Annotated in this window: 22 protein-coding genes; 19 read left to right on the plus strand and 3 right to left on the minus strand. The window is 58.7% G+C overall.

The genetic code is table 11. From position 1 onward, the window contains the following. Positions 1-102 precede the first annotated feature (102 nt). The 8 genes from B5M06_RS13450 (at position 103) to B5M06_RS13480 (ending at position 8563) form a co-directional block, all read left to right on the plus strand. Positions 103-558 carry a hypothetical protein gene (locus tag B5M06_RS13450; RefSeq protein WP_240183929.1) on the plus strand — a complete coding sequence of 152 codons (456 nt, stop codon included), beginning with the start codon at positions 103-105 and terminating at the stop codon, positions 556-558. Continuing rightward, positions 539-3688, plus strand: a complete 3150-nt coding sequence (locus tag B5M06_RS17080; RefSeq protein ID WP_080025254.1) for a terminase gpA endonuclease subunit — start codon at positions 539-541, stop codon at positions 3686-3688. Before B5M06_RS13450 ends, B5M06_RS17080 begins: the two co-directional genes overlap by 20 nt. Before the next feature lie 32 nt (positions 3689-3720). Continuing rightward, positions 3721-4023 (plus strand): Mor transcription activator family protein, encoded by a 303-nt coding sequence (locus B5M06_RS13460; protein WP_240183930.1) that lies wholly within the window; start codon positions 3721-3723, stop codon positions 4021-4023. A gap of 79 nt (positions 4024-4102) precedes the next feature. Then, positions 4103-4555 (plus strand): DUF6932 family protein, encoded by a 453-nt coding sequence (locus B5M06_RS13465; protein ID WP_054065263.1) that lies wholly within the window; start codon positions 4103-4105, stop codon positions 4553-4555. Then, positions 4552-5478, plus strand: a complete 927-nt coding sequence (locus B5M06_RS13470; protein WP_054065264.1) for a hypothetical protein — start codon at positions 4552-4554, stop codon at positions 5476-5478. Before B5M06_RS13465 ends, B5M06_RS13470 begins: the two co-directional genes overlap by 4 nt. A gap of 20 nt (positions 5479-5498) precedes the next feature. Further along, positions 5499-5930 (plus strand): hypothetical protein, encoded by a 432-nt coding sequence (locus B5M06_RS17085; protein ID WP_162777362.1) that lies wholly within the window; start codon positions 5499-5501, stop codon positions 5928-5930. A gap of 58 nt (positions 5931-5988) precedes the next feature. Next, positions 5989-7443, plus strand: a complete 1455-nt coding sequence (locus B5M06_RS13475) for a KAP family P-loop NTPase fold protein (RefSeq protein ID WP_054065265.1) — start codon at positions 5989-5991, stop codon at positions 7441-7443. A 280-nt stretch (positions 7444-7723) separates the two neighbouring features. Further along, the gene (locus B5M06_RS13480; RefSeq protein WP_114070876.1) at positions 7724-8563 is read left to right on the plus strand and encodes a Rha family transcriptional regulator; all 840 of its coding nucleotides are present in this window, start codon (positions 7724-7726) and stop codon (positions 8561-8563) included. Positions 8564-8680: 117 nt separating this feature from the next. On the opposite strand, the gene B5M06_RS13485 is transcribed toward B5M06_RS13480, so the two are convergent. Genes B5M06_RS13485 through B5M06_RS17090 form a run of 3 tightly spaced genes read right to left on the minus strand, consistent with a single transcriptional unit; the run spans position 8681 to position 10507 of the window. Continuing rightward, positions 8681-9973, minus strand: a complete 1293-nt coding sequence (locus B5M06_RS13485; protein WP_054065267.1) for a HipA domain-containing protein — start codon at positions 9971-9973, stop codon at positions 8681-8683. Further along, positions 9970-10278 (minus strand): helix-turn-helix domain-containing protein, encoded by a 309-nt coding sequence (locus tag B5M06_RS13490; RefSeq protein ID WP_054065268.1) that lies wholly within the window; start codon positions 10276-10278, stop codon positions 9970-9972. The genes B5M06_RS13485 and B5M06_RS13490 overlap by 4 nt, the downstream gene beginning before the upstream one ends. A 55-nt stretch (positions 10279-10333) precedes the next feature. Continuing rightward, the gene (locus B5M06_RS17090; RefSeq protein ID WP_162777363.1) at positions 10334-10507 is read right to left on the minus strand and encodes a hypothetical protein; all 174 of its coding nucleotides are present in this window, start codon (positions 10505-10507) and stop codon (positions 10334-10336) included. 171 nt (positions 10508-10678) lie between these two features. On the opposite strand from B5M06_RS17090, the gene B5M06_RS13495 reads away from it, so the two are divergent. The 11 genes from B5M06_RS13495 (at position 10679) to B5M06_RS13545 (ending at position 22967) form a co-directional block, all read left to right on the plus strand. Continuing rightward, positions 10679-10903, plus strand: coding sequence for a hypothetical protein (locus B5M06_RS13495; RefSeq protein ID WP_054065269.1), 225 nt, complete (start codon positions 10679-10681; stop codon positions 10901-10903). A 68-nt stretch (positions 10904-10971) separates the two neighbouring features. Continuing rightward, complete coding sequence (locus B5M06_RS13500; protein WP_240183931.1) at positions 10972-12489, plus strand: phage portal protein; 1518 nt, start codon at positions 10972-10974, stop codon at positions 12487-12489. Next, positions 12486-13841 carry a S49 family peptidase gene (locus B5M06_RS13505; protein ID WP_054065270.1) on the plus strand — a complete coding sequence of 452 codons (1356 nt, stop codon included), beginning with the start codon at positions 12486-12488 and terminating at the stop codon, positions 13839-13841. Before B5M06_RS13500 ends, B5M06_RS13505 begins: the two co-directional genes overlap by 4 nt. Before the next feature lie 30 nt (positions 13842-13871). Beyond that, complete coding sequence (locus B5M06_RS13510; protein ID WP_054065271.1) at positions 13872-14252, plus strand: head decoration protein; 381 nt, start codon at positions 13872-13874, stop codon at positions 14250-14252. A 29-nt stretch (positions 14253-14281) separates the two neighbouring features. After that, a complete protein-coding gene (locus B5M06_RS13515) occupies positions 14282-15322 on the plus strand; it encodes a major capsid protein (protein ID WP_054065272.1) in 1041 nt (346 codons plus the stop codon). 14 nt (positions 15323-15336) lie between these two features. Beyond that, positions 15337-15675: a hypothetical protein gene (locus tag B5M06_RS13520; protein WP_054065273.1), complete on the plus strand. Its 339-nt coding sequence runs from the start codon at positions 15337-15339 to the stop codon at positions 15673-15675. After that, positions 15662-16066 (plus strand): phage tail terminator protein, encoded by a 405-nt coding sequence (locus B5M06_RS13525; RefSeq protein WP_054065274.1) that lies wholly within the window; start codon positions 15662-15664, stop codon positions 16064-16066. Before B5M06_RS13520 ends, B5M06_RS13525 begins: the two co-directional genes overlap by 14 nt. A gap of 22 nt (positions 16067-16088) precedes the next feature. After that, complete coding sequence (locus B5M06_RS13530; RefSeq protein WP_054065287.1) at positions 16089-16892, plus strand: phage tail tube protein; 804 nt, start codon at positions 16089-16091, stop codon at positions 16890-16892. A gap of 96 nt (positions 16893-16988) precedes the next feature. Next, the gene (locus B5M06_RS13535) at positions 16989-20612 is read left to right on the plus strand and encodes a tape measure protein (RefSeq protein ID WP_054065275.1); all 3624 of its coding nucleotides are present in this window, start codon (positions 16989-16991) and stop codon (positions 20610-20612) included. Next, positions 20612-20995 carry a hypothetical protein gene (locus tag B5M06_RS13540; RefSeq protein ID WP_240183932.1) on the plus strand — a complete coding sequence of 128 codons (384 nt, stop codon included), beginning with the start codon at positions 20612-20614 and terminating at the stop codon, positions 20993-20995. The genes B5M06_RS13535 and B5M06_RS13540 overlap by 1 nt, the downstream gene beginning before the upstream one ends. Positions 20996-21011: 16 nt before the next feature. Next, entirely contained in the window at positions 21012-22967 is a 1956-nt protein-coding gene (locus tag B5M06_RS13545) for a hypothetical protein (protein WP_054065276.1), read from the plus strand. Positions 22968-23170 lie beyond the last annotated feature (203 nt).

Below are 23170 nucleotides of genomic sequence, written 5' to 3' on the forward strand. Positions count from 1 at the left end.
TTGTGGTGCTCCTAAGGGGGTTAAGTGAAGATACTGCCTTATTTGGCTGCTCCTATTTCTCAAGCGGAGTTCGCGCAGATTGTTGGCATCAGTGAGGCCAGAGTGAGCACGCTGATCAGTGAGGGAGTGTTGACCAAGGGCGACAACGCCCACGGCTGGCTGCTGGGGTATTGCGAGCGCCTGCGTGACATGGCGGCAGGCCGTGCCTCAGTCGGTGGGCTGGATCTGGTGCAGGAGCGCGCTGCGCTGGCACGGTCGCAGCGCGAGGCGCAGGAGCTGAAAAACGCCGTGGCCCGTGGCGAGTTCGCCCCCATCGGCCTGCTGGCTGACGTGCTGGGCCAGGCGGCATCTGCCGTGGTGGACCGCATGGACCAGGTGGAGGGCGACTTGCGCAAGGCCTGCCCCGACCTGCCAGAGGACGCACGGGTGGTGGTGTTGCGCACGCTGGCCAATGCGCGCAATGAGTGGATTCGCAGCACAGCCAAGCTGGTATCCGATCAAGTGGATGGCATGACTGAAGACCAGGAGGACGCCGACGATGACCGCGCCCCTGAGTAAAGAAGCCCTGCACGCCATCAAGGCCGCTGTGCGGCTGGGGCTGGAGAGCCTGCGCGCCGATGAGCCGCAGACGCTGAGCGAGTGGGCGGCCCAGCACTTCATTCTGGCGGGCGAGTCCAGCCACCAGAAGGGCGGCTGGGTAGGGTGGCCCTTCCAGCGCGGCATTCTGGACTTCATGAGCGATGACCGCATCGAGGAGCTGGCCGTCAAAAAGTCCAAGCGCGTGGGCTATACCAAGATGATCACGGCCTTTGTGGCCTACAACATCGCCCACCGCCGCCGCAAGCAGGCGCTATGGCAGCCCACGGATGATGACCGGGACAGCTACGTCAAAAGCGAGATTGAGCCCGTGCTGGACGGTGTGCCCGCCGTGCGCGCTGCACGCAAGCAGGGCAAGGGCGTGGTGGACACCATCAAGTACAAGCCCTTCCGTGACTCGGTGCTGCACCTGCTGGGTGGCAAGGCGGCACGCGCTTACCGGCGTATTACGGTGGCCGTGTCCATTCTGGATGAATGGTCCGCATTCGATCAGACCATTGAGAAGTCCGGCGACCCAGGCAGCCTGGCCAAGGGCCGTCTGGAGGGTGCGCCGTACCCCAAGTTTGTGGGCGGCAGCACGCCCCGCATCAAAGGCCTGTGCCACGTAGAGCGTGCCTGTGAAGAGTCTGAAGCCTATGTGCAGTACCACATAGAGTGCCCGCACTGCGGTGGTGAGCATCCGCTCATCTGGGGCAGCAAAGACCTGCCCTATGGCTTCAAGTGGGAAAAAGGCAAGCCCGAAACCGTGCGCCACGTCTGCCCCCACTGCCGCGAAAGCATCACCCAGGCAGACTACCTGCCCGGCGGCTGGCCCCTGAGCGGCGCATGGGTCTGCAAGAAAACCGGCATCCGCTACGACGCAGATGGCCAGTGGCGCAACGCCAAGGGCGAGCCCTGCCGCCCACCGCGCACCCTGGGTGTGCACATCTGGGCGGCCTACAGCCCCCAGCGCACATGGGCCAGCATCGTGGACGAGCACGAAAAAGCCTACCGCGCCATGCAAGCTGGCGACGTGGGCCCCATGACCAGCTTCACCAACGAAACGCTGGGCGAGACCTGGGAGGTGAAGGGCGAAAGCAGCGACGAGCACGTGCTGCAGCAGCGGGCAGAGGACTTTCCGCTCGGCCGCGTACCTGTGGGCGCGCTGTACCTGACAGCCGGGGTTGACGTGCAGCGTGACCGCTGGGAAATCGCCATCTGGGGGTGGGGCAGGGGCCTGGAGAGCTGGACAGTGATGCACCACGTCATCTACGGCAACCCAGCCAATGACGCAGATTGGGAGCCCGTAGAGCAGTTCCTGCTCCAGCGCTTCCCCCAGGCGCTCCACGGTGGCACCCTGGGCTTGTCTGCAGTCAGCATTGACTCCTCAGACCAGACCCAGGCCGTCTACAACTGGGTGCGCAATACCCAGACCAGGATTGCCAACCTCCGTGCCATCAAGGGTGACACCAACGACAACCGCAACATCGTGGGCCCCAGCAGCATGCAGGAGGTCAACCACCGCGGCCGCAAGATCGCCAAAGGCATCAAGCTGTGGCTCGTAGGCGTAGACAACGCCAAAGACCTGCTGCTGGGCCAGCTCGCCATTACAGAGCCAGGCCCCGGCTATGTGCACACCAGCCAGGAGCTCCCCCGCGAATGGTATGAGCAGCTCACTGCCGAGCAGCGCATCCTGGCCAAGGTGCAAGGCCGGGACGTTTACAAGTGGGTCAAACGCCGCCCACGCAATGAAGTGTTGGACTGCTTTGACGCAGAAACTGAAGTGCTCACCCATACAGGCTGGAAGCGCTGGGGCGATGTCTGCTATGAAGACCTTCTGGCCACGGTCAACCTGTCCACCGACCTGATGGAGTACCAGCAGCCATCGCTACTCATTGACAAACCCTACAGCGGCGACATGGTGCAACTCAAAGGCAAGTCCATTGATGTGCTGGTAACGCCTGGGCACCGCATGGTGACCTTGAAGAAAGCGCATCAGACCATTGCCCCCGGCGTGCGCAAATGGAACTTGGATGTGTCACCGGCCATTACCTTGGCGAAAGACCTCACCGTTCACCATGCCCTCAAAATTGCGGCCACCTGGCAAGGCAACCAGGCAGACGCCTATGTCATCCCCGCCTCCATATCAGCGCAAAACCGCCTTTTGTTCCCAGAAGTCGCGGTAGATGCGCATGACATGGCCGCTTTCTTTGGCTGGTGGGTGTCAGAAGGCTCCGTGCAAGAGGTGCGCAGCAAAACACAAGGCAATGTGCGCAGGCGCGTCACCATCCATCAAACCAAGCCCCATCGACGTCTTGAAATTGAAGCACTGCTCGCTCGTCTGCCTTGGAAGTTCCATGTCACCCATGACAGATACATCTTCACCTGCAAACAGGTCTACGACCTCGTGGCGCCGCTTGGTGCACTCCAGCATGAGCGCCGCGTGCCGCAATGGATCAAAGATGCCAAGCCCAGCGTAATCGCAGCCTTCCTGAACGCCGCTATTGCAGGCGATGGTTGGGCGCAGCAGCGCAAAGCGCACCACCGGCCAAACCGGGCTTATGCAACCACATCGCGGTTGCTGGCTGATGACATGCAGGAGCTGTTCATCAAAACTGGTAACGCGGCCACTATGCGGGTGGTGCAGCCCAAACACCGGCCTGTCATCAGCGGGCATCAATCACCCACCACCCCCAAACTGCAATACCACGTCTATGAACGGCTTTCCTCGCGTGCCTATCTAGACGGCGGTGGCAATGGCAAACGTGGCTACATCGGCCAAACCGTGCACTACGCAGGGCGTGTCTATTGCGCAACAGTTCCCAATGGCACCTTGATCGTGCGCCGTGGCGGCAAAACCTTCATCGCGGGCAACTGCCGAAACTATTCGCTGCATGCCGCCATGGCCAACGGCCTCCACAAATGGCCAGAGTCTAAATGGCTGCAACTGGAGCAAACCGTGCAGCCCCCGCCAGACCTGTTCAGCACACCACCCGCGCAAGAGCAGGGCGCACAGCCCTCAACACCGGCCGCCCCCGTACCGCTTGCCGTGGCGCAGCCTGCCACCAGTACAGCCGACGAAGACATATTTGCCCCAATTAGCCTGCAATGACCATGAATCAAGCGCAACCAGCTATCAAAACCATGAGCAAAAAGACCACAGCAGCAAACAAGCTGGACCCCATCGCCGTGCTGCGTGAAGAGCTGACAGCCGCCGCCGTGTGCCATGGCGTGGAGCGGGTGGAAGATTTGACCGAGGCGTTGGTTAGCCGTTATGTAGACCGACTGGGTGGCTCCACCGTTTACGTGCGCAACCCCCGGGTCATGGAGCGTGAACGCATCGCCACAGAGGTGCGCGCCAAGTTCAACGGCCGCAACACCCGCGCCCTGGCGCGGGAGTACGGGGTGAGTGTGCGGTGGGTGCAGAGGTTGTTGGGGGAGAGTTGAGTGCCTGATATTCGGTTGTGTAACATGCCATCACTAATAACAAGGAGGCATGTGCGACTAGGTGTCCGCATGAAGCGAAATGAAGGTAGATGCCAAGCCATTGTTGCAGCCCGGGCTACACCGGCTGACGCTTGAGGAGATCAAAGTTTTAACCGTCGAAGCTTTCCCTGGCAGCACAAAGCGAGCAGACCTCTTTGGTCGGTTCTTGGCTTGGCGCCAGCAGCTCAAGCAACTGGGCTTATCAGGTTGCGTGTGGCTTGACGGCTCTTTTCTTACAGAAAAAGAAACGCCCAATGACATCGACTTAATTATGTGGTCCCCCATGATTCAAGCGCCTTTCAATGATGACCAACAAACACAGGCCGAATTGCTTTTTGATAACCCAACCTGCAAAGCTGTTTACGGGCTTGATGTATACCTTGCAATGCCCGCACCAGAGCGGGTCATTCACGAAGAGGCCTACTGGAAGGGCATGTTTGGGTACTGCCACGACCGAGTGACCGCCAAAGGTATTGCGGAGGTTTTGATATGAATCTCGCCTTTCTCCAGCAGCACGCAGAAAAACTGCGTGAATTCGCCACCATCACGGCACAGCGGTCAGCACAAGACCCTGCAAACCCGCTTCTTAAAATCGCAGCAAAAAACCAACTAGGTGCTGCTAGAAAAGCCGAAATTCAGCTTGAAGAGGCAAAAGGTTTACTTGCGGCTCAAGCGCTTGAATGGCGCTTGATTGGTCAAAGCACAGAAGGCGGCGCAGTGCCAATGGGGCTTTTGGCGCGTCTGTCAGACCCCCTTAACAAGCTATTGCTGCGCGCAGCCTATTTCGCCCGAAACCATGAGGAGCCTGAAAACGGCACTGGCGAAAGTTTCTCCAATGAAATGAACCTCAAGCTCGCCGGCCTTGCAGAAGGCTCTGCCCGCTTATTTATTGTTGGCAACACCATGCCAGACATGACTGGCACCACAGCGCTAGTTGAAGGTGTTGAACACTTATTTGACACACTTAATAGCGGCAGGGATGCGGCAGAGTTCTATGCCTCCATTGATGGTTTGGGGGAAATGGCTGCTGATGCACTGCACGACGTGCTGTATGCCATTGAAAAAGAGGAATGCTCTGTGGAAGTGAAATGGCATGCCAATGGTGCAGCCAAAAGCAAAATGATTTCTTATTCAGAAGTCATTCACATCAGAACACTTTTAAAAAGTACTAAAGACCCTGAGCCTAAAGATGCTGAAATAGCAGGTGCTGTTAGTTTGCTTTCAGCATCAGGCCGTATCCAATTGCTTACGGCATCTGGTGAAAAAATAAATATTAAATTCAAGCCAAAAGCTCAAGCCGATGTGGTGTCCGCAATGCGCCTGGGGCAAAGCGTAAATCTGCCTGTAAGCGTTACCGTATTTCGTGATCCTGTCAGTGCGACAGAGATAAAGAAATACAAGTTACGTTCTATTTAATTAAAAGGAGGAGGCTGGATATGCGGTATACATACAAGCGTGGTGAATGGTTTAACGATTGTCATTTATTGGATTGGGAAGATGGTGAAGATTTTGATGATTATCTTATAAGGATAAATTTCAAAACTTTACCAATGGAATTCGGTGGAGAAGATTTGTCGCATATTCAGATTTATGAGTCTGAGAACAGAGGAGAATTTCTAGCGCATGTTTGTTTGCGAGGTGATCATATCTATGAAGTCTATCTGCCAGACTTTCCAAGCATGATGATGTTTGTTCGTGATCACGCTGCTGCATTTTCTGCGGAAAGCGTTAATAGTTATCAGAAAGATCTTTTTGAATTAATGCGGAAATTTTTCCAAGCAACACATGGGCATGATGCATTTAATATTTGCGAAGAATGTGATCCTCTCGAATGGAAAAGAAGATTAGCAAAATCAAGTAAAAAATAACATTTATGTTTCAAGCTGCTTCCTGTAAATGAAGTGGCTTTTTTATTTAAAGGTATGTATGCTTTTGCAAGATAAAGAAATAGAAATAAATAATATTTGGGCTAATGATAAGTTAAATAGAAAAGGCTATGCAGACTTTCTGTACCAAGTGATTGAATTCGCGGAAACAAGCGAAGCTGAAGACAATGCATTAATCTTTGCAATTGATGGAGATTGGGGTAGTGGAAAAAGCTTTTTTATCAATTGCTGGATGCGTGATTTGGAAGCTAAGGGCCATCTCGTCAGTCGGTTCGATGCGTGGAAGAACGACATTGTTGATGAGCCGTTGATTGGCTTTCTCAGTCATATTTACGCTGATCTGGAGCGTTGGGATAAGAGGGGGTGCGTCAAATTAGCTAGCGAAAGTATTAAAAAATCTCAAAAGCGGCTGCTGCCTATTGCTCAAGAACTAGTGAAAGGTGCAGGAGTTAAAGCACTTGGCTATCTGGTTACGGACGAGGTCGCTAAAGAAGTAGCTAAATCAATTGCTGATAGTACTAAAGAGGTTCTTGATAGTGAGAAAGATGAACAAAATGAAATTGCATCTTTCTCGCTCCACACAAAATTAAAAGCGCACAATAAAAATATACAGCTTATCGAGAAATTTAAAGCTGAATTGTCTAGGGTCGCAGAAGATTTGGTGCGTGGAAAAAAATCATCTATAGGCCCAGTGTTCATTTTTATTGATGAATTAGACAGATGTCGGCCGGATTATGCTGTGCGCCTTCTGGAAGTGGTAAAACACATTTTTAATTCAAAAGGTATATGTTTTATATCTTCTGTGAATATATTTCAATTAAAAGAGTCAATTAGGACAATTTATGGTGCTAATTTCGAAGCAGATAGATACTTGGATAGATTTTTTAATCATAGATTAAAGTTACCATCTCCAACAATAAAAGAATATATATATTCTTTGGACGATTTTAGGAGTATTATGGATTCGAAATCTTCTCTCCTGAGTGATTCAATAAGTTTTAATGGGGATGCATTGAGATTTTATGAGTTTGTTTGTCTGAATTATAATTTTGATCTTAGAGTGATAAAATCTTTGTTTTCTAGGCTCCGTATATGTTTAGAACTTCTTAAGAAAGGTGATTCAATATTGCCACATGAAGAGATAATATTTTTATTGTTGTGTTTAATAAAGCTTGAGAAGCTAATAAGTAGAAATTTTATTGAAAATTTTAATCAAATAGGTAATGGTTTTGATAAATTGAGTAAGCATATTTTTTTGAAAAATGGCTCTTCGTATAGCACTATCATAAGGACTTGGGGAGATTTTTTGAAATCTTTTGCAATTATTTCAATTATTTCCAAGAATGGTAGGAGTAGGGTTGATTTTGATGAGTTAAGGCTTGCTGGTTATGTAATGCAATCTTTTAATTTAAGAAGTGGGCAGGAAAACGAAATATTTATTAAATTAAATAAATATTTAGAAGTCTGTGAGATGTCCGGACGGTTGGAGGCGTAAAGAAAAGCGCATAGAATCTGCACATCACGCCCGTAAGCGTGATCTGGGCTTGGTCGCTCGGTAGTCAAGGCGCAGCAGCCGCGCCACAAAAAAGTTGGTTGCGGCTTTTTGCTTTCTAAGCATGTCTGCGTGCACATGGTTTCGCTTTACGGTGGGCCGTGTGGGGACACCCGCAAGGGTGTGCCGGTTCCTTGACCCGGTCGACCAACCCTGCACGGTCCATCACCTCCTTTTGGTCGGGGAGAGGATGGGTTCAAAACCTGTCGTCAAGGAGCCTGTTATGGCTGACATCACTCCCGGTTCTTCTGCATCCGCTGTTTGCGCTCGTCCTGAGCTTTCTATTCACAACGGCACAGTCACCACCACCAGCGTGCAAGTCGCACAGTTCTTTGGCAAACGCCATCGCGACGTCATGCGTGCAATCAAGAATCTGATTCAAGAACTGCCTGAAGCAGATGCGCGCAATTTTGCGCAGACCTCTGTAGAAACAAAGATCGAAGGGGCTGCAAACATCAAAGGTGCAACTCGGAAAGATCCAGCCTACCGCATGAACCGCGAAGGCTTCATGCTCCTTGCCATGGGCTTTACCGGCAAAGAGGCACTGCGCTGGAAGCTGGCTTACATCGCCGCCTTCAACCGCATGGAGGCCGAGCTGCAAAAGCCCGCCTACGACCCCGCCCGCATTGAGCTGGCCCACAGCCTGGCCGCCCAGGCCGCCGCGCAAGTGACGCAGACTGTGTTTGAGGCCATTGCCTCCGGCCGCAACAGTGACTGGCGTCGCGTGCGCTACCTGCTCAGCTTTGGCTACGACCGTGATGGCCAGCCCACCATTCCCCAGACACATGTGGTGGGTGATGACCAGATGGTTACCTCACTGAACGCGCTCACCCAGCACATCGCCAAGCACGACGTCATCCCCTCCGACGCGCAGCTGGCCGCACTGGTCACCGCCTGTGCCCACCAACTCTCCGAACGCGCCCAGATACGCGAGCTGCGCGCGGCCAACAAAGCCGCCGCCGCTGCAACCACCTCCACCGCCGTGGCCGCGCCCGTATCCCCCCGCCTCGAGCGCGACCGCAAGCCAAGGCTTTCTGACACATCTCGCTCTGTGCTTGGGTGAGGGTTTTCAAATTTGATAGCTGCTAGCGCTTGCTGGGTAAGCGTTAGCGGCTGATTTTGCTTGAAGAAAGCCCCTGCTGGCGTTGGCTGGCAGGGGCTTTGTGTTTTTGGGTGGTCTTTATTGCAAGCGCTGGAGTGTGTCTTGCACGATCACATGGCGTATGGCGCGCAGCAGCCGTAGTTCACCCGCCTGGTAGTTGGTGGCCTGAGCAGGGTAGCTGGCTTCAATTGCTGCGATCAGTCGGTCGGCATGCTCTGGCAGTGTTTTGAGCATTTTGTCCAGTTCGCGTGTTGCGGTGCCTTTGGACAAGCCTAAATCTGCCCCCGCCTGCAGCATGACTGCGCGGTTGACGTGTTCAAACTGGGTGGCTTGGCCCAAGCTCAGCGCCAGTTGGGTTTTAGGCCAGACGGGGCTTTCGCTGAACGATCGGGTGTCATACACCGCGGTGCACAGCAAGTCGTAAGCGGGGGCGAGTTGTATGCCTGCGTGGCTGATGAGGAAAGAGATGTTTTTGAGGTGGTTGTCACCGTTGCCCAGCAGGTAGTTAAACACCAGCCAACGGTACAGCTGCAGGCGTGTGGCGGCTTTGGCGGTGCATTGCTCTACAGCCTGAACCAGTGTGCCCAAGGTTGCCTGCTCGTATTTGAAGGCGCGTGACTTGGCCAGCAACTGGCAGGTATCAATGATGTGCAGGCGTTGGGTGCTGCCATCCGGGCCTGTGCGGCGGTCAAAGCGCTCAACAATGTATGCAGGCTCTGGGGCATAAAGGCGGTGTACGGCGGGTACGTTCAAGCCCACTGCTGCGGCCAGGCGCATGCTGAAGTATTCGTTGATGACGGAGTGCGGGTAGTCGGCAGACTGGCTGTCCGGCTTGAGGATGTGGGTGGAGGGCGTGCCGGGCAGTGGCTCAAACAGTTGCTCATCGCGGTAGACCACCACCATTTTGTGCTGCGCACCCGCCAGTGACATGCGCTTGGGCGATTTTTGCGTGAGCGTGGCGCGGGGCAGGTTGCGAATGCGGACATTCAGCTCTGGCAGAGGCAGAGGTTGCAGCCCCGTTGCTGCAGCGGTTGCATCGGGTGCAGCCAGCACCAGTGAGCCTGCTGACTCTGCGCCAAAGTAGCCCAGCAGGCCAAAAGCGTCTGCCTCATCAATTTGGGCTTCTTTGGCCAACACGCTGCGCAGTTGTTCTTCGGGCAGCAGGTTGTCAAAGTACCACTGCACGGGGCGTTGGCTGGCTCCGTCTACATATTCGGCTTCTGAAAGCGGCAGTCCTGGAGCCAGCGCAAATGCTTTGGGGCTTGCTATCCATTCAGGGGCGTAGGCAAAGCGCCAGATGTCGTCTTGGGTGCTGAGGGTGCCCACTGTGGCGTCATTGATGCGCACAAGAAGCTGGCGTGCCGTGCTCATGCCTTGGCCTTTGCGTTGCTGCTGCGTGTACGTGGCTTCAGAGGTTTGAGGCCCGTGGATTGCAGCGCTTCAAATTGCTCCAGCGCGCTGGATGGGATGTCTACGGTAAGCTGAAGGCCTGCTTCTTGAAGCAGCTTGAGTACGCGGCCCATCTGCACGGTTGCTTTGCCGTGCTCCACCTCACGGGCAAACACATGGCCAACGCCTGCGCTGCCTGCCAAATCGTCCAGGCGCAAGCCTTGGCTTTTACGTACTGCACGCAAAATCAGGCCGAGGTCTGCGACGGTGTGGATGCTGTGTTTCATGGTGTTAAAAGATGCCTTTTCATCTATTTTTACCACATATGGCTATGCACGGCAATCAATAGATGCTTTTGCATCTTTTTTTATTTTCTGCAGCATTGATTGTTTTAAATGGATGCAATGGCATCTTTTTTTTGTATGTTGCTTCACGATGGCATGCAGGTCTGACCGTGATGCACGCTGTTGCGGCACCCAAAAATAGGCGGATAACAATGGAGATCCATTCAGACATGGCTCTGCCTGTTTGGGGAATGCGCAATGGTCATTGAGTGCCCGGTTTCCACAAAAATGCTATTAAATTGATTGTTGACTTCTTTGCTGCATAAGCCCTAGCCGCCTGCGACAAAATTTAGCGAACTAGTTCGTCTGGTTTGTTCGCAGCACCTCGCCGACCATTCGGCGCATGGGTATCTACCGCCATCTTTCTGTTGAGCAACTCCAGGCCAAGCGCGACAAGCTGATGCAGGCGCTGGAGGCGCGCTTGACCTTGCCCACCACAGCCAGCGGGGGCGGCCGCTCCGTTCAGTTCAATCAGGACACGACCCAGATTGAGCGGCAAATTCAAGCCATCCATGAAGAGCTTGACAGCCGCACTGGCAAGCGTCGTGGCCCCATCTATCTGGTGTAGTGATGGGGCGCAAGCAATCTCTCTCCCGCCGTACTCGCGCAGCTGCCTCTGTGGCAGCGGGTGCCAGCATGTCTGCGTACCAGGGCGCGTCTCACACCGACCTGGCACTGCGTGACTGGCAGCCCGGCCTGGGCAGCCCAGATGCTGATCTGCTGCCTGAACTGGGCGCACTCACCAGCCGCAGCCGTGACCTGGCACGCAATGACGGCCTCATGGCCGGTGGCCTGCAGACCCACCGTGACAACATTGTGGGTGCGGTGCTGCGCCTTTCTGCCATGCCGGACTACCGCCTGCTGGGCTGGTCCGTAGAGCAGGCGCGGGAGTGGGGCAACAAGGTGGAGGCCCATTTCCGCAGCTGGGCAGAGACCACGGATTGCGATGCCGCCCGCACGCTGGACCTGCTGGGCATGACAGTGCTGGCCCTGAGCGGCGAAATGCTCAATGGTGATGCAGTGGCTATTCCCAAATGGCTGCCCCGCCCAGACAGCCCATGGGCTACCCGCCTGTGCCTGATTGAGTCTGACCGGCTGGAGACGCCTCCACACCTGGAGGGCATGGCCCGTATTCGCCGTGGCATTGAGTACGACACCAACGGTGCCCCTGTGGCCTATCACTTCCGCGCAGCACACCCTGGCGATGCGCCATACCTGAGCGGGCATGAAGTGCACGATCTGTACCGCTGGGAGCGTGTGCCTGCCTTCACGCCTTGGGGGCGTCGCCGGGTGGTGCACTTGCATGCCAAAGAGCGCACAGGCCAATCGCGCGGCAAGCCCATTGTGAGCGCCGTGATGCGCGAATTCCACATGGCGGGCAAGTATGCGCAGAACGAGCTGCAGGCCAGCTTGGCCAACTCGCTGGTGGCCGCCTTCCTGGAATCCAACCTGGACCAGGAATCTGCAGCAGCCCTGTTTGGCGACGATCCCCGCGAGGCCTGGGGCAAGTCCGTCAAGCAGGCGCAAAGCATTGGCAAGCTGCAGGGCGCAGCTGTCATCCCGTTGCCTGCTGGCGCACGCCTGCAGAGTTTTGCTCCCAGCCGCCCCAATGTGGCGTTTGAGGCTTTCATGCAGGCGGTGGAACGGCGCATCGCCGCAGGCATGAACCTGCCCTATGAGCTGTTCGCCAAAGATTTCAGCCGCCTGAACTATTCCAGCGCCCGTGCCGTGCTGCTGGAGGCCTGGCGCTACTTCCAGGGCCGCCGCCGCTGGCTCATGACGCACTGGCTCAAGCCCATCTACGAGCTGTGGCTGGAAGAGGCCGTGAATGCCGGTGTGATTGAAGCGCCCGACTTCTACGCCAACCGCTACGCCTACTGCCGCTGCCGCTTTGTGTTCGGTGGCCGTGGCTGGGTGGACCCCGTCAAAGAAATCACGGCCGCCAAGCTGCGGCTGGAAATCGGCGTTTCCACGCTGGAGCAGGAGTGCGCAGAGCAGGGCCTGGACTGGGAGGAAGTTCTGGTGCAGCAGGCCGTGGAGCAAAAACGCCGTGCAGAGCTGGGTGTTGCGGCACCTGCTGCGGCGCAGTGGGTGGTCGGCAAGCAAGGGCCTGAGCAGGACGACCCCGTAAAAGACAAAGAGGTATCCGCATGAGCAGCCGCATGTACCCCCATCTTGCAGCGCGTGTGTTCAACACGCCGCTGTTGGTCCATCCCCAAAAGCTCGACGCCATTTTGGCCGGCCTTGGTGGCCGCCTGCTGGGTGCAGACGGTTTGCGCTTTGAGGCCGCAGATCTGACGGCCCAGGCTGCACTGCCTGCTGAAATGTTCAGCACCCGCCGTGGTGAGCGTACCGAGCGCGGCTACCGTGTGTTGGATGGGGTGGCCGTCATCACCGCCATGGGCGCTCTGGTGCACCGCACCAGGATTGATGCCAACAGCAGCCTGCTCATTGGCTACAACGACATTGCAGCCGACATGGAAGATGCCCTTGGCCGCAGTGATGTGCATGCCATTGCCTTGGTGCTCGACAGCCCCGGCGGTGAAGTCTCTGGCGCTTTTGAGCTGGCAGAGCGCATTTTTGCCGCCCGTGGCAGCAAACCCATTGTGGCCATTGCAGATGGCATGGCTGCAAGTGCTGCCTATCTGGCGGCCAGTGCAGCGGATGAAGTGGTGCTCACACCGACTTCTTATGTGGGGTCCATCGGTGTGGTGATGCGCCATGTGGACTTCAGCCGCGCACTTGCCAATGACGGCATCAACGTCACACACATCTTTGCCGGTGAACACAAGATCGACGGCAACCCATACCAGCCCCTGCCTGAGGGCGTGCGCGCCACGCTGCAGGCCGACATTGAGGGGCTTTATCAGATGTTTATCCAGGCCGTGGCCAAGCACCGTGGGCTGGATGAGCAGGCGGTGCGCAACACGCGCGCAGCCGTGTACCGGGGCGTGGCAGCTGTTGCCACGCGCTTGGCAGACCGCATCGGCACTGTGGATGCGGTGGTGGCTGAGCTGGCGGCCCGGCGCACTCATGCCGTGTCAACGGGCGTGGGTATGTCTCACCAATCTGAAGGAACCACTATGAATCAAGCATCCGCGAATGCAGCGGCTGCAGCTACGACTGCATCCGCTGGTGCCATTACGCCTGCTGCTGAAGCGGCCGCAGCTGCGTCGGCAGCTCCTGAACAGGGCAAGACCTATGCCGATGGCGTGCAGGCAGAGCGTGCCCGCGTGACCGCCATCCTGGGGCATGCCAATGCAGCGGCCAACCCATTGATCACCCAGCAGTGCATTGCCACAGGCCTGAGTGCCGAGCAGGCCAAGGGCTTCCTGGACGCCGCACCTGCTGCCGCTGCTGCACCTGCCAATCCGTTTGCTGCAGCCATGGCGGCCATGGGCAACCCTGATGTGTCTGGCGTGGAAGCCGTAGCCACGCAGGCAAATGCAGGCCCTGCAGCTATTTCCGCGGGCTGGGATCGCGCATTTGGCGTGAACAGCAAGTAAGCGACTGCTGACAAAAAAGGAGCGCAAACCATGTTTGTAAAGACCCCGAGCGCTGCCAGCTACCTGGTGAGCGAAGCCAATGGCACCCGTTCTCGTGACGTGGTGACCATTGCCAAAGGTGTGCATGCCCTGCCAGGCACCGTGCTGGGCAAGGTGACTGCCACCGGCCACTACGTGCCCCTGGCCCCCACAAAAGGCAGTGGAGAGGACGAGACCCCTGACGGCAGCCAGACCGCTGCGGCCGTGCTGTTTGCGGAAGTGGACGCCACCCTGGGTGAAAAGCCCGGCGTGATTACCGCCCGTGATGCCGAAGTGGCCGCCCATGCGCTGCTCTGGCCAGCAGGCATTGCCGAGCAACAAAAAACCGCCGCGCTGGCCCAGCTGGCTCAGGCAGGCATTGTGGCGCGCTGATCGCGCCGGAAAGAAAGAGGTGAAACACCATGGCAGATCTTGCAATTTTTAATCGTGATGAGTTCAGCATGACCTCGCTGTCTGCTGCCATCCAGCGCGCGCCCTATGTGCCCCAGCTGCTGGGCCAGATGGGCATTTTTACGCCCGATCGCTCCCGCACCACCACCATCACGGTGGAGGAAAAGGGCGGTGTGCTCTCGCTCATCAAATCCTCGCAGCGTGGCGCACCCATTGAAGAGGGCCAGGGTGAAGGCCGCCGCGTCAAGCACTTCAGCACCGTGCGCCTGGCGCGTGGCAAGACCTTGTATGCGCACGAAATCCAGAATATTCGTGCGTTTGGCACCACCAGTGAGCTGCAGGCCGTGCAGGATGAAGTGGCCGACATCATGAACGGCAAGACAGGCCTGCGCGCAGCCATGGAGCTGACGCACGAAAACATGCGCCTGGGTGCTGTGCAAGGCAAGGTGCTGGATGCGGATGGCTCGGAGCTGTTCAACTGGTACAGCGGGTTTGACATCAAGCAGCCCGATGAAATCAACTTCAACCTGGCATCTGCCACTGCGGATGGCGGTGAGATTCGCAAGAAGTGCAATGAAGTGGTGCGCGCCATGGTGCGTGCCAGCCATGGTGCCTGGCTGCCCGGCCAAACCTACGCTGCAGCGCTGTGTGGTGACAACTTCTTCGATGACCTGGTGGGCAACCCCGAAACGCGCAGCACCTACCTGGGCCAGCAGGAAGCCAGCGATCTGCGCAACGACGTGGGCCAGGCCTTTAGCACCTTCAAGTACGGCAACATCCTGTTCATCAACTACCGTGGCACTGATGACAAGAGCACGGTGGCCATTGGCAGCGACAAGTGCCACTTCTTCCCCGTAGGTGCGCCAGAGGCCTTCAAGGCTGGCTTCTCGCCTGCCGAGTTCCTGCCCTTTGTGAACACGCCCGGCCAGGACGTGTACGCCCTCATCGTGCCGGACAAGGACCGCCAGGCCTGGGTGCGTCCCGAGGTGTACAGCTACCCGCTGTTCATGTGCACCCGTCCCGGCATGCTGCTGCGTGCCAAGCGCGGTTAAGCCTGGGCGCAGCCATGACGCAGCAGCTTGCGCCTTTTGCTGACGTGGAAGCCCTGATCAATCAGGGCGTTGCACAGATGCTGAGCAATGCCACGGCCACCTGGAACGGCGGTGCGCCCTTCGGCGTGATGCTGGACCGTGAGGCAGACACCGGCTTTATGCCCGAGGTGGTCACTGCTGACCGCTACGCCGTATCCATGTGCGTAGCCAATGCACCAGGCATTGCAGAGGGCAGCACAGGGCTGTGCGTCAATGGCCGGCCAGTCCGGGTGAGCGGTGCCGTGATCCCGGACGCCTCGGGCTGGGCCACTTTCCCCGTCGTTTTTGAAGGAGCCACAGATGCTGGCGCTTGAAAAGCTGATGGCCCAGCGTCTGCGGGAGCTGCCTGCGCTCACTGGCTGGGCCGTGCGCACAGGGACTGACGATGCGGATCGCCGCCCGGTGCCTGCAGTCGATGTGCGCATGGGTGGTGCCTCTGTGCCCAGTGGCAACCAGCGCTCGGTGCAGCTGCAGCCCGAATGGCAGGTTGTGCTGGTGAGCAAACGCTCCAGCGATGCGGCAGATGTGCTGGATGGCGTGATCGAGGCCGTCATTGCCGCGCTGCATAACTGGCGCCCGGTTGCCAGCCGCGCATGGACTGAGCTGAAGCTGGTCCGCGTGCTGCCAGTGGATGTTGTGGATGTAGCGCTCATTGGCTTTGAGCTGACGTTCACCACCACCTCTGTTTTCAACGGTCAGCAGTGACCATCACACATAGGGATTGGATATGCCTATTAACCACACCACCAACCAGTACCTGATCCCACGCGGTCGTGTGTACTTTGACCCCTACAACGCCAGCGAGCAGCTCACGGGCGAAATTGACCTGGGCAACTGCCCCGGCGTGTCGCTGACCATCAGCACCGAAAAGACCGACCACTACAGCAGCCAGTCTGGCCTGCGCGAGAAAGACGGCAGCTGGATTGTGGAAGTCTCGCGCACCGGCACACTGTCGTGCGACAACTTTTCTCCCCAGAACGCAGCCCTGTGGCTGGCCGGTACGGTGGAGAAAAAGACCCAGGCCGCGCAGACCGTCACCGGCGAAAAGCGCAAGGTGCTGCCCGGCCGCCAGTACCAGCTGGGCGCTACCGCAGAAAACCCCCTGGGCGTGCGCAATGTGACGGACATCACCGTGCACTTGGACGATGGCGGCGCGCAAGGCCAGGCGCTGGTGGCAGGCAAGGACTACAACGTGGACACCGCCACCGGCCGCGTGCAGATCATTGAAGGCGGTGCCATCACGGCCGAAACCACGGTGCAGTTTGGCTACAAGACCGTGGCGGGCGCGTTTGAGTCCGTCAAGTCTGGCGCCAAGGCAGAGCTGACCGGTGCGCTGCGCGTGGTGTCTGACAACGCCGCAGGCGGCAACCGCGACTGGTATCTGCCCAAGGTCACGCTGACCCCTAACGGTGACTTGCCCTTGATTGCTGAGGGCACAGATGTGGTGGCCATGGAGTTTGGCCTGGAAGCCCTCAAGCCCGCCAATGGCGAAGCCATCTACTGCGATGGCCGCCCCGTGGTCGTCTCCTGAAGCCCTTCAACCCGTCAAACCATCCCGGCCCCGTGCCGGGGCGGTTTGCAGTGCGGCTGATCAGCTGCAGCGCAAACCGTTGACTTTCTTGCACCCATGTCCACTCCCAAGCCCATCCAGATTGCCATTGAGGCAATAGTCAAAGGCCAGCGCAATGTTGATGAGCTGGCCAATGACCTGCGCGCCCTCAGCGGTGTGCTGGATGATGAGCTGTCTGAGCATGCCAAAGAGGCAGCAGAGGCACTCGACGCCCTGGGGGCCAAGCAGCGGGCGCTGGAGTCTTTCAAAGAGCTGGGCACGCAGACCCGTGATCTGAGCGTTGAATTTCGCAAGGCACAAGACGATGCCAAGCGCCTGGGCACTGAGCTCAAGACCGAAGCCGCTGCAGCCAAGGCCTTTGCAGAGGCAGAGCAGCAGGCGCAGACCGCCGTGGCCGATGCCAAGCGCAGCTTGGACAGCAAGCGCAATGCCCTGCGCACCCTGCGCAAAGAGACAGACGCCGCAGGCAAAAAGACCGAAGACTACAAGCGCGCAGAAGAAGGCCTGAAAGCCGCCATTGCCGCTGCCAAGACCGAGCTGACCCAGCGCAAGGCAGCGCTGCAGCAGGCGGGTAGTGAAGCGCAAAAGGCCGCACGCGCAGAAGCTGCGCTGCAGCAAGAGTACAAAGGCGCGGTCAGCAATGTGCGCAATGTGTCGGCCGCACTGCAGCAAAAACGCGTAGCACTGGCTGAAGCCACGGCCCAGATGCAGCGCCTGGGCGTGGCCACCACGGATCTGAACATTCATGAGCGCAACCTGAAAAACGCCATCGCTCAGAAGCGTGAAGAAGTGCAGCGCATGGCCCCAGCCTACCAGCAGGCGGCTGCGGCGGCCTCTGGTGCAGCTGTCCAGCAGCTGGCCGCGCAGCGCACACTCAAAGACGGGCTGGGTGATATTGCCGCGCAGATCCAGCGCATCCAGTCCATTGCCATGGTGGCCCTGGGCGGCAGCTGGGCCATTGGCAAAGCCAAAGAGATTGCAGATGTCGCGGACGAATTCAAGAACCTGCGCGCCCGCGTAGAGCTGGCCACGGGGGAGGGGCAGCTGTTTGCCCAGTCGTGGGAGCAGGTGTCCCGCGTGGCGCAAGCCACTTACAGCAGCCTCAGCAGCACCGCCACGCTGTTTGCGCGGCTGACCGATGCAGGCAAGTCTGCAGGCCAGAGTGCCCAAGCTGCTGCGCAGCAGGCCATGGCGCTCACGGAGACCATCAACCAGGCCGTGCAGCTGTCAGGTGCCAGCGCGCAGGCGTCTGATGCAGCCATCACCCAGCTCATCCAGGGCTTGCAGTCTGGCGTGCTGCGTGGCGAAGAGTTCAACAGTGTCATGGAGCAGGCCCCACGCCTGGCCAAGGCCATGGCAGATGGGCTGGGTGTGACCACGGGTGAGCTGCGCAAGCTGGCGGGTGAGGGGGCACTGACCACAGAAGTGGTCACCAAAGCCCTGCAGGGTCAGGCTGACGTGGTGGCCAACGAGTTTGGCAAGCTGCCTGCCACCGTGGGCCGTGCGCTGGAAAACCTGCGCACCCAGTGGATGCTGTACGTGGGCAGCGCAGATGCTGGCTTGCTGAGCACGGAGAACGCAGCCAAGGCCATCAACTACCTGGCCGAGAACATTGACACCCTGATCAACGCGCTGCAGACCGCAGGCAAGCTGTGGGCAGCCCTGAAGATTGCCCAGCTGGCCAGCGACTTTGGCGCCTGGGCCACCAAAACGCTGGCTGCCACGCAGGCCATGGAAGCCAACACCGTGGCCACCGCTGCCAACACGGCTGTGCAAAAGGCCAATGCTGCGGCCGTGGGCGCAAGCGCAGCAGCCATGGGTGCGCAGGCGGCTGCGGCCAAAACATCGGCATTCATTCAGGCAGAGCTGGCGCGCAATGCCAAAAATGCGGCCATCTTTGGGGGGAAGGCCACCAAGGCACAGCAGGCAGCTACAGCTGCCATGAAGGGAGGTGCTGGTGCCGCTGGCATGCTTGGCAAAGGGCTTGGCTCTGTGGGACGCGCTGTGGTGGGTTTTGCAGGGGGCTGGGTTGGTCTCGTCGCTAATCTTGTTTTATTTCGCAGCGAGATTGAAAGCGGCATCCGCAGCGTTGTCGAGTGGGGGAAGTCTTTTACTGCAGCAGGTAGGCAGTTAAAAGAGTTTGAGGAGGAGCAGCGACGAGCTGCTGAGGTTTCTAGCTACCAGGCGAAAGTGGCTGAAGAAGTTGCCCAAGCAAATAAGAGAATTTCTCAGGCACTAGAGGAGTCACGCAATGCCAGCTTTGGCCTGAGCAAAGAGGGACAGGGCCTGATTGCCACCTTCCAGGGCATGGTGCGCGAGGGCAAGCGGGTGGATGAGGCGCTGGCCAAGATTGGTGAGGGCTTTGACCTGTCTGGCAAAGCAGGCATCCAGAACGCCGCTGCCGTGCTGGACAAGCTGCAGGCAGATGGCCAGATCACTGCCGAGCAATTTGCCCAGGCATGGCAGGGTGCGCTGGAAAAGATCGACCTGGGCGTATTTGCCGTGAATGCCCAGACAGCGCTGCAAGGCGGCGCGCGTGAGGCTGAGCGCCTGGCGCAGGTGATGGATGCCGTGGTGCACCAGGCTGTGCTGCGCACGGGGCTGGATTTTGATGTGCTGCAGGGCAAGATTGGTGCGGCCAGCCGCAGCGCTATCAATGATGTGGACGCCATTGCAGCAAGCATGGAGCGCCTGCAAGCGCAGGGCGTAGACGCAGCCCGGGCCCTGCAGGTCAGCTTGAGCAAAGCTATCAACACGGCAGACAGCCAGCAGGCAGTGGAGGCGCTCAAAGGGAAGATTGAAGAGCTGCGTGCAAAACTCGGTGATGAGGTGGCTGATGGCCTGCTGGACCAGGCTGCCGCCAAGGCGCGTGAGCTCAAGACGGCGCTGGAAGACTCCACCCCCGGCATCCAGAGCGTGCAGGAAGCCATGCGCCAGCTGGGTGTGGTGTCAGATGAATCGCTGCTGCGTACGGCAGAGACTGCCCGCAAAGCCTATGAGGCCATTCGCGACAGCGGCACCGCCACCCCGCGTGAAATTGCCCTGGCGTTTGAAAAAGCAGCAGACGCGGCAGAAAAGTCTGCAGACCGTTCAATGCAAGCCTGGGCCAAAGCCGAGCAGCAGCGCCTGCGCTATCAGCAGCAAGCCGCCGAGAACAAGCCTGCACCTGACAAGCAGCCCGGCAGCGACACCAAACCAGCACCCGGCAACAAACCCGGGCGCACATCGCAAAGCCCCGCGGTGCCCCGGGGGGCCACCGAAGAAGAAGCCGAGCGCCTGCGCAAAGCACAGCGCCAGGGCAAGTGGGTCTATGACCGCGAGCTGGAGAAGGTGCAAGAGCGCATCCGCAAAGATGAGGATGAACAGCGCCGCCAGTCTGAGCGTGACGAGCTGGAGCGCCAGAACCAGGCACGGCGCGAGCAATTGGCCAGCGCAGACACAGGCCCCAGCAACCGCGATCTGCTGGCAGAAATGCGCCAGCAGCCCACTGGCCAGCCGCAGCCCGAGCAGCAGCAAGGCTGGGGCGCGCAGCAGGTGCAGCAAATCATCCGGCACGAAATTGCGCTGCCTGGGGGCGATGTGCTGGGCATCCATGTGGCAGACAGCGCCAGCAGCGATGCACTCAATGCGCTGTTTGAGCAGCTGGAGCGTGGCGCACAAATGGCAGGGGGGCGGTTCTGATGGCGGGGCATTTTCTGGCAGGCATTGAGCTGCCACGCGGCATGTTGTGGACGGATGAGTTTGACTGGTCTGCCGTGCAAAAAAGCGTAGAGCGCAGCATCACCGGCGCACAGGTGATTGATGCCGCCGCCAAGCTGGCTGGCCGCCCCATCACGCTGGAGGCCACAGAAAACCACGGCTGGATACGCCGTGCCACTTTGCTGGCCGTGCAGGCGCTGGCAGATGACCCCGCAGGCCAGTACCTGCTGAAGCTGGCCGATGGCCGTGAGTTCACTGTGCAGTTTGCGCCAGATGAGCCCATTTCTGCGCGGCCCATCAGCCGCCCTGAGCTGCCTGCCAGCACCCACCCTTACGTCGCCACGCTGCGACTGTTGACTGTTTGAAGCGAGAGAGAACGCAATGGCCATTCAAGACGGTGACATCAAGCTGCTCAAGTCCAAAGTGATGGACGACGTGCCCGAAGGCGGTGGCGGCCCCACCGGGCAAGTGGTGGAGTGGGGCAAGAGCAACCAGATTTTTGACGATGTGACCGAAGTGGCACGCGCTGGCGGCCAGGTGAGCATCCGCCAGCTGCATGCGGCCGTGCAGACGGGCAGCACCGACCCGCTGCTGGATGCCAACATCATCATTGACCAGATGCCCACAGACCCCAATGTGAGCGTAACGCTGGCCGCCTGTGACATGTTCGCCACCCGCACCCAGATTGCCAAGGCCATTGCGGACTACCAGATTGCGGGCACGGTCTGGAGCGGCATTTTGCTGGGCAATCACGTGGCCAATCAGGGCAACATCCAGATCTTCCACCGCGTTGGCACGGCGGCCCCCAACATTGGGGCCACGCTGGTGATTGTGCAAGACGAAGGCCAGCCCACGGAGCGCGCCCAGTTCGTGCGCATTCGCCGCACGGAGACCGTGGAGCGCACCTTCTCCTATATGCAGGGCGCTGAGGTGAAGGACTACCAGGCGCTGGTGTCCACCTGCGACATCTCCCCGCGCCTGAGCCATGCGTTCAAAGGCAGCGAGCCTAACCGCATGTTTACTGCTGATGCCGGGGCTGCCAAGCTGCGCGACACCACCGTGGCTGATGCCATGCGCTTTTACGGAGCCAGCACGCTGACGGCGGCTTACGAGCTGGGCGACCCTTCGCGCCAGATCAAGGTGGCCAGCATCTACACCCAGCTGGTGCCCAGCAGCCGCAGCGAGACCATCAGCCTGGACCAGCGCCCGGCTGCACTGCGCAGCATCACGCTGGCCACTGGCCCGCGTGAAGTCACCGTGGCCGTGGCCCCGCACACCCAGCGCTTTACCGTGACGCAGGAAAACCGTGGCTACAGCTGGACCACCATCTTGCGCCCATTCCCCAGCCCCGGCACGGTGGTGGTGAGCTTTCGCGCCCTGGGCAAGTGGTACACCTGCCAGGACAACGGCCAGGGCGAGCTGCAGGGCGACGCCGTGGGCACCGTCAACTACAGCAACGGCAACGTGGCGCTGAGCCTGCCAGCCTTCCCGGACGTGGGCAGCATGGTGCTGTTCCAGTGGGGTGAAACCACGGGCTTTACCAACCGCACCGGCAGCGCGGCCCAAGTGCGCCAGCCAGAGTACGCCCTGCAGCTGCAGCACCAGTGCCTGCAGCCCGGCAGCGTAGCAGTCAGCTGGGAAAGTGGCGGCGTGCTCAAAACCATCAGCGATGCAGGCGGTGGCACTGCGCTGGCGGGCAGTGGCGGCACAGGGCTGGTCAACCACGCCAGCGGCCAGATCCTGATCCGCCCCACGGCGTGGATTGATGCGGGTGGCGAGTTCCAGATCAGCTACCGCTGGGCGCCCAAAGTGACCCAGTCGGTATCTGCCAGCCCAGATGCGGGCGGCTGGGCCACGATTGCGCTGGACAGCGTGCCCGCCCCCGGCAGCCTGGAGCTGCGCTGGATGACCGTGCGCAATGTCTCTGCCAGCAGCGGTGCGCAGTCCAGCGGTGGCAACGCAAACAAGAGTGAGCGCAGCTACGCCACCAGCTACGGCAATGGCTATATCAGCCAGAGCAACGGTGGCTACAGCACGACCAGCCAGCGCCTGAGCAAGACGCAAGACCAGGTGCAGCACCAGCTGGTCGATGACGGGCAGGGCGGCCTGTCAGGCCGTGGCTCGGTCAACTACGCGGGCAAGACAGTCACCGTCAAGCTGGTGGATCTGGATGCCACCACCAGCAGCTACAGCTCAGACCATGAAAGCAGCCGCGCGTTTGAGTCGCAGTCTGGCCCCAGCTTCAGCGGTGTATCTGTTGGCGGTGGTGGCCTGTACAGCCGTGGTGGTCAGTACAGCACAGCATCGGCGCAACGCTCATGCGTGGATAAGGCTTAAGTTCTTGATTTGTATTGGTTTCTTTGGAATTCATTGGCATTTTTGGCGGTCTGTAGCACCGTCTGTAGCACCCCAAAAAACGCCAAATTCCCCGTCTTTTTGGAGTTCAGAATGGAGCAACTGCGTATACGGCACAGGTATGCGGTACAGGTTCGCCTTCAAGAGCAGGGCGTTATTGTGCCCAGACAGACAACGGTTTTCAG

Origin of the sequence: Comamonas kerstersii (assembly GCF_002056725.1) — a bacterium.
Taxonomy (GTDB): Bacteria; Pseudomonadota; Gammaproteobacteria; order Burkholderiales; family Burkholderiaceae_C; genus Comamonas; species Comamonas kerstersii.

What these genes read in the sequence shown, in the direction of transcription:
- B5M06_RS17080 (WP_080025254.1), top strand. Translation starts at nt 539, where the DNA reads ATGACCGCGCCCCTGAGTAAAGAAGCCCTGCACGCCATCAAGGCCGCT.
- B5M06_RS13460 (WP_240183930.1), top strand. Translation starts at nt 3,721, where the DNA reads ATGAGCAAAAAGACCACAGCAGCAAACAAGCTGGACCCCATCGCCGTG.
- B5M06_RS13465 (WP_054065263.1), top strand. Translation starts at nt 4,103, where the DNA reads ATGAAGGTAGATGCCAAGCCATTGTTGCAGCCCGGGCTACACCGGCTG.
- B5M06_RS13470 (WP_054065264.1), top strand. Translation starts at nt 4,552, where the DNA reads ATGAATCTCGCCTTTCTCCAGCAGCACGCAGAAAAACTGCGTGAATTC.
- B5M06_RS17085 (WP_162777362.1), top strand. Translation starts at nt 5,499, where the DNA reads ATGCGGTATACATACAAGCGTGGTGAATGGTTTAACGATTGTCATTTA.
- B5M06_RS13475 (WP_054065265.1), top strand. Translation starts at nt 5,989, where the DNA reads ATGCTTTTGCAAGATAAAGAAATAGAAATAAATAATATTTGGGCTAAT.
- B5M06_RS13480 (WP_114070876.1), top strand. Translation starts at nt 7,724, where the DNA reads ATGGCTGACATCACTCCCGGTTCTTCTGCATCCGCTGTTTGCGCTCGT.
- B5M06_RS13485 (WP_054065267.1), bottom strand. Translation starts at nt 9,973, where the DNA reads ATGAGCACGGCACGCCAGCTTCTTGTGCGCATCAATGACGCCACAGTG.
- B5M06_RS13490 (WP_054065268.1), bottom strand. Translation starts at nt 10,278, where the DNA reads ATGAAACACAGCATCCACACCGTCGCAGACCTCGGCCTGATTTTGCGT.
- B5M06_RS17090 (WP_162777363.1), bottom strand. Translation starts at nt 10,507, where the DNA reads ATGTCTGAATGGATCTCCATTGTTATCCGCCTATTTTTGGGTGCCGCA.
- B5M06_RS13495 (WP_054065269.1), top strand. Translation starts at nt 10,679, where the DNA reads ATGGGTATCTACCGCCATCTTTCTGTTGAGCAACTCCAGGCCAAGCGC.
- B5M06_RS13500 (WP_240183931.1), top strand. Translation starts at nt 10,972, where the DNA reads ATGTCTGCGTACCAGGGCGCGTCTCACACCGACCTGGCACTGCGTGAC.
- B5M06_RS13505 (WP_054065270.1), top strand. Translation starts at nt 12,486, where the DNA reads ATGAGCAGCCGCATGTACCCCCATCTTGCAGCGCGTGTGTTCAACACG.
- B5M06_RS13510 (WP_054065271.1), top strand. Translation starts at nt 13,872, where the DNA reads ATGTTTGTAAAGACCCCGAGCGCTGCCAGCTACCTGGTGAGCGAAGCC.
- B5M06_RS13515 (WP_054065272.1), top strand. Translation starts at nt 14,282, where the DNA reads ATGGCAGATCTTGCAATTTTTAATCGTGATGAGTTCAGCATGACCTCG.
- B5M06_RS13520 (WP_054065273.1), top strand. Translation starts at nt 15,337, where the DNA reads ATGACGCAGCAGCTTGCGCCTTTTGCTGACGTGGAAGCCCTGATCAAT.
- B5M06_RS13525 (WP_054065274.1), top strand. Translation starts at nt 15,662, where the DNA reads ATGCTGGCGCTTGAAAAGCTGATGGCCCAGCGTCTGCGGGAGCTGCCT.
- B5M06_RS13530 (WP_054065287.1), top strand. Translation starts at nt 16,089, where the DNA reads ATGCCTATTAACCACACCACCAACCAGTACCTGATCCCACGCGGTCGT.
- B5M06_RS13535 (WP_054065275.1), top strand. Translation starts at nt 16,989, where the DNA reads ATGTCCACTCCCAAGCCCATCCAGATTGCCATTGAGGCAATAGTCAAA.
- B5M06_RS13540 (WP_240183932.1), top strand. Translation starts at nt 20,612, where the DNA reads ATGGCGGGGCATTTTCTGGCAGGCATTGAGCTGCCACGCGGCATGTTG.
- B5M06_RS13545 (WP_054065276.1), top strand. Translation starts at nt 21,012, where the DNA reads ATGGCCATTCAAGACGGTGACATCAAGCTGCTCAAGTCCAAAGTGATG.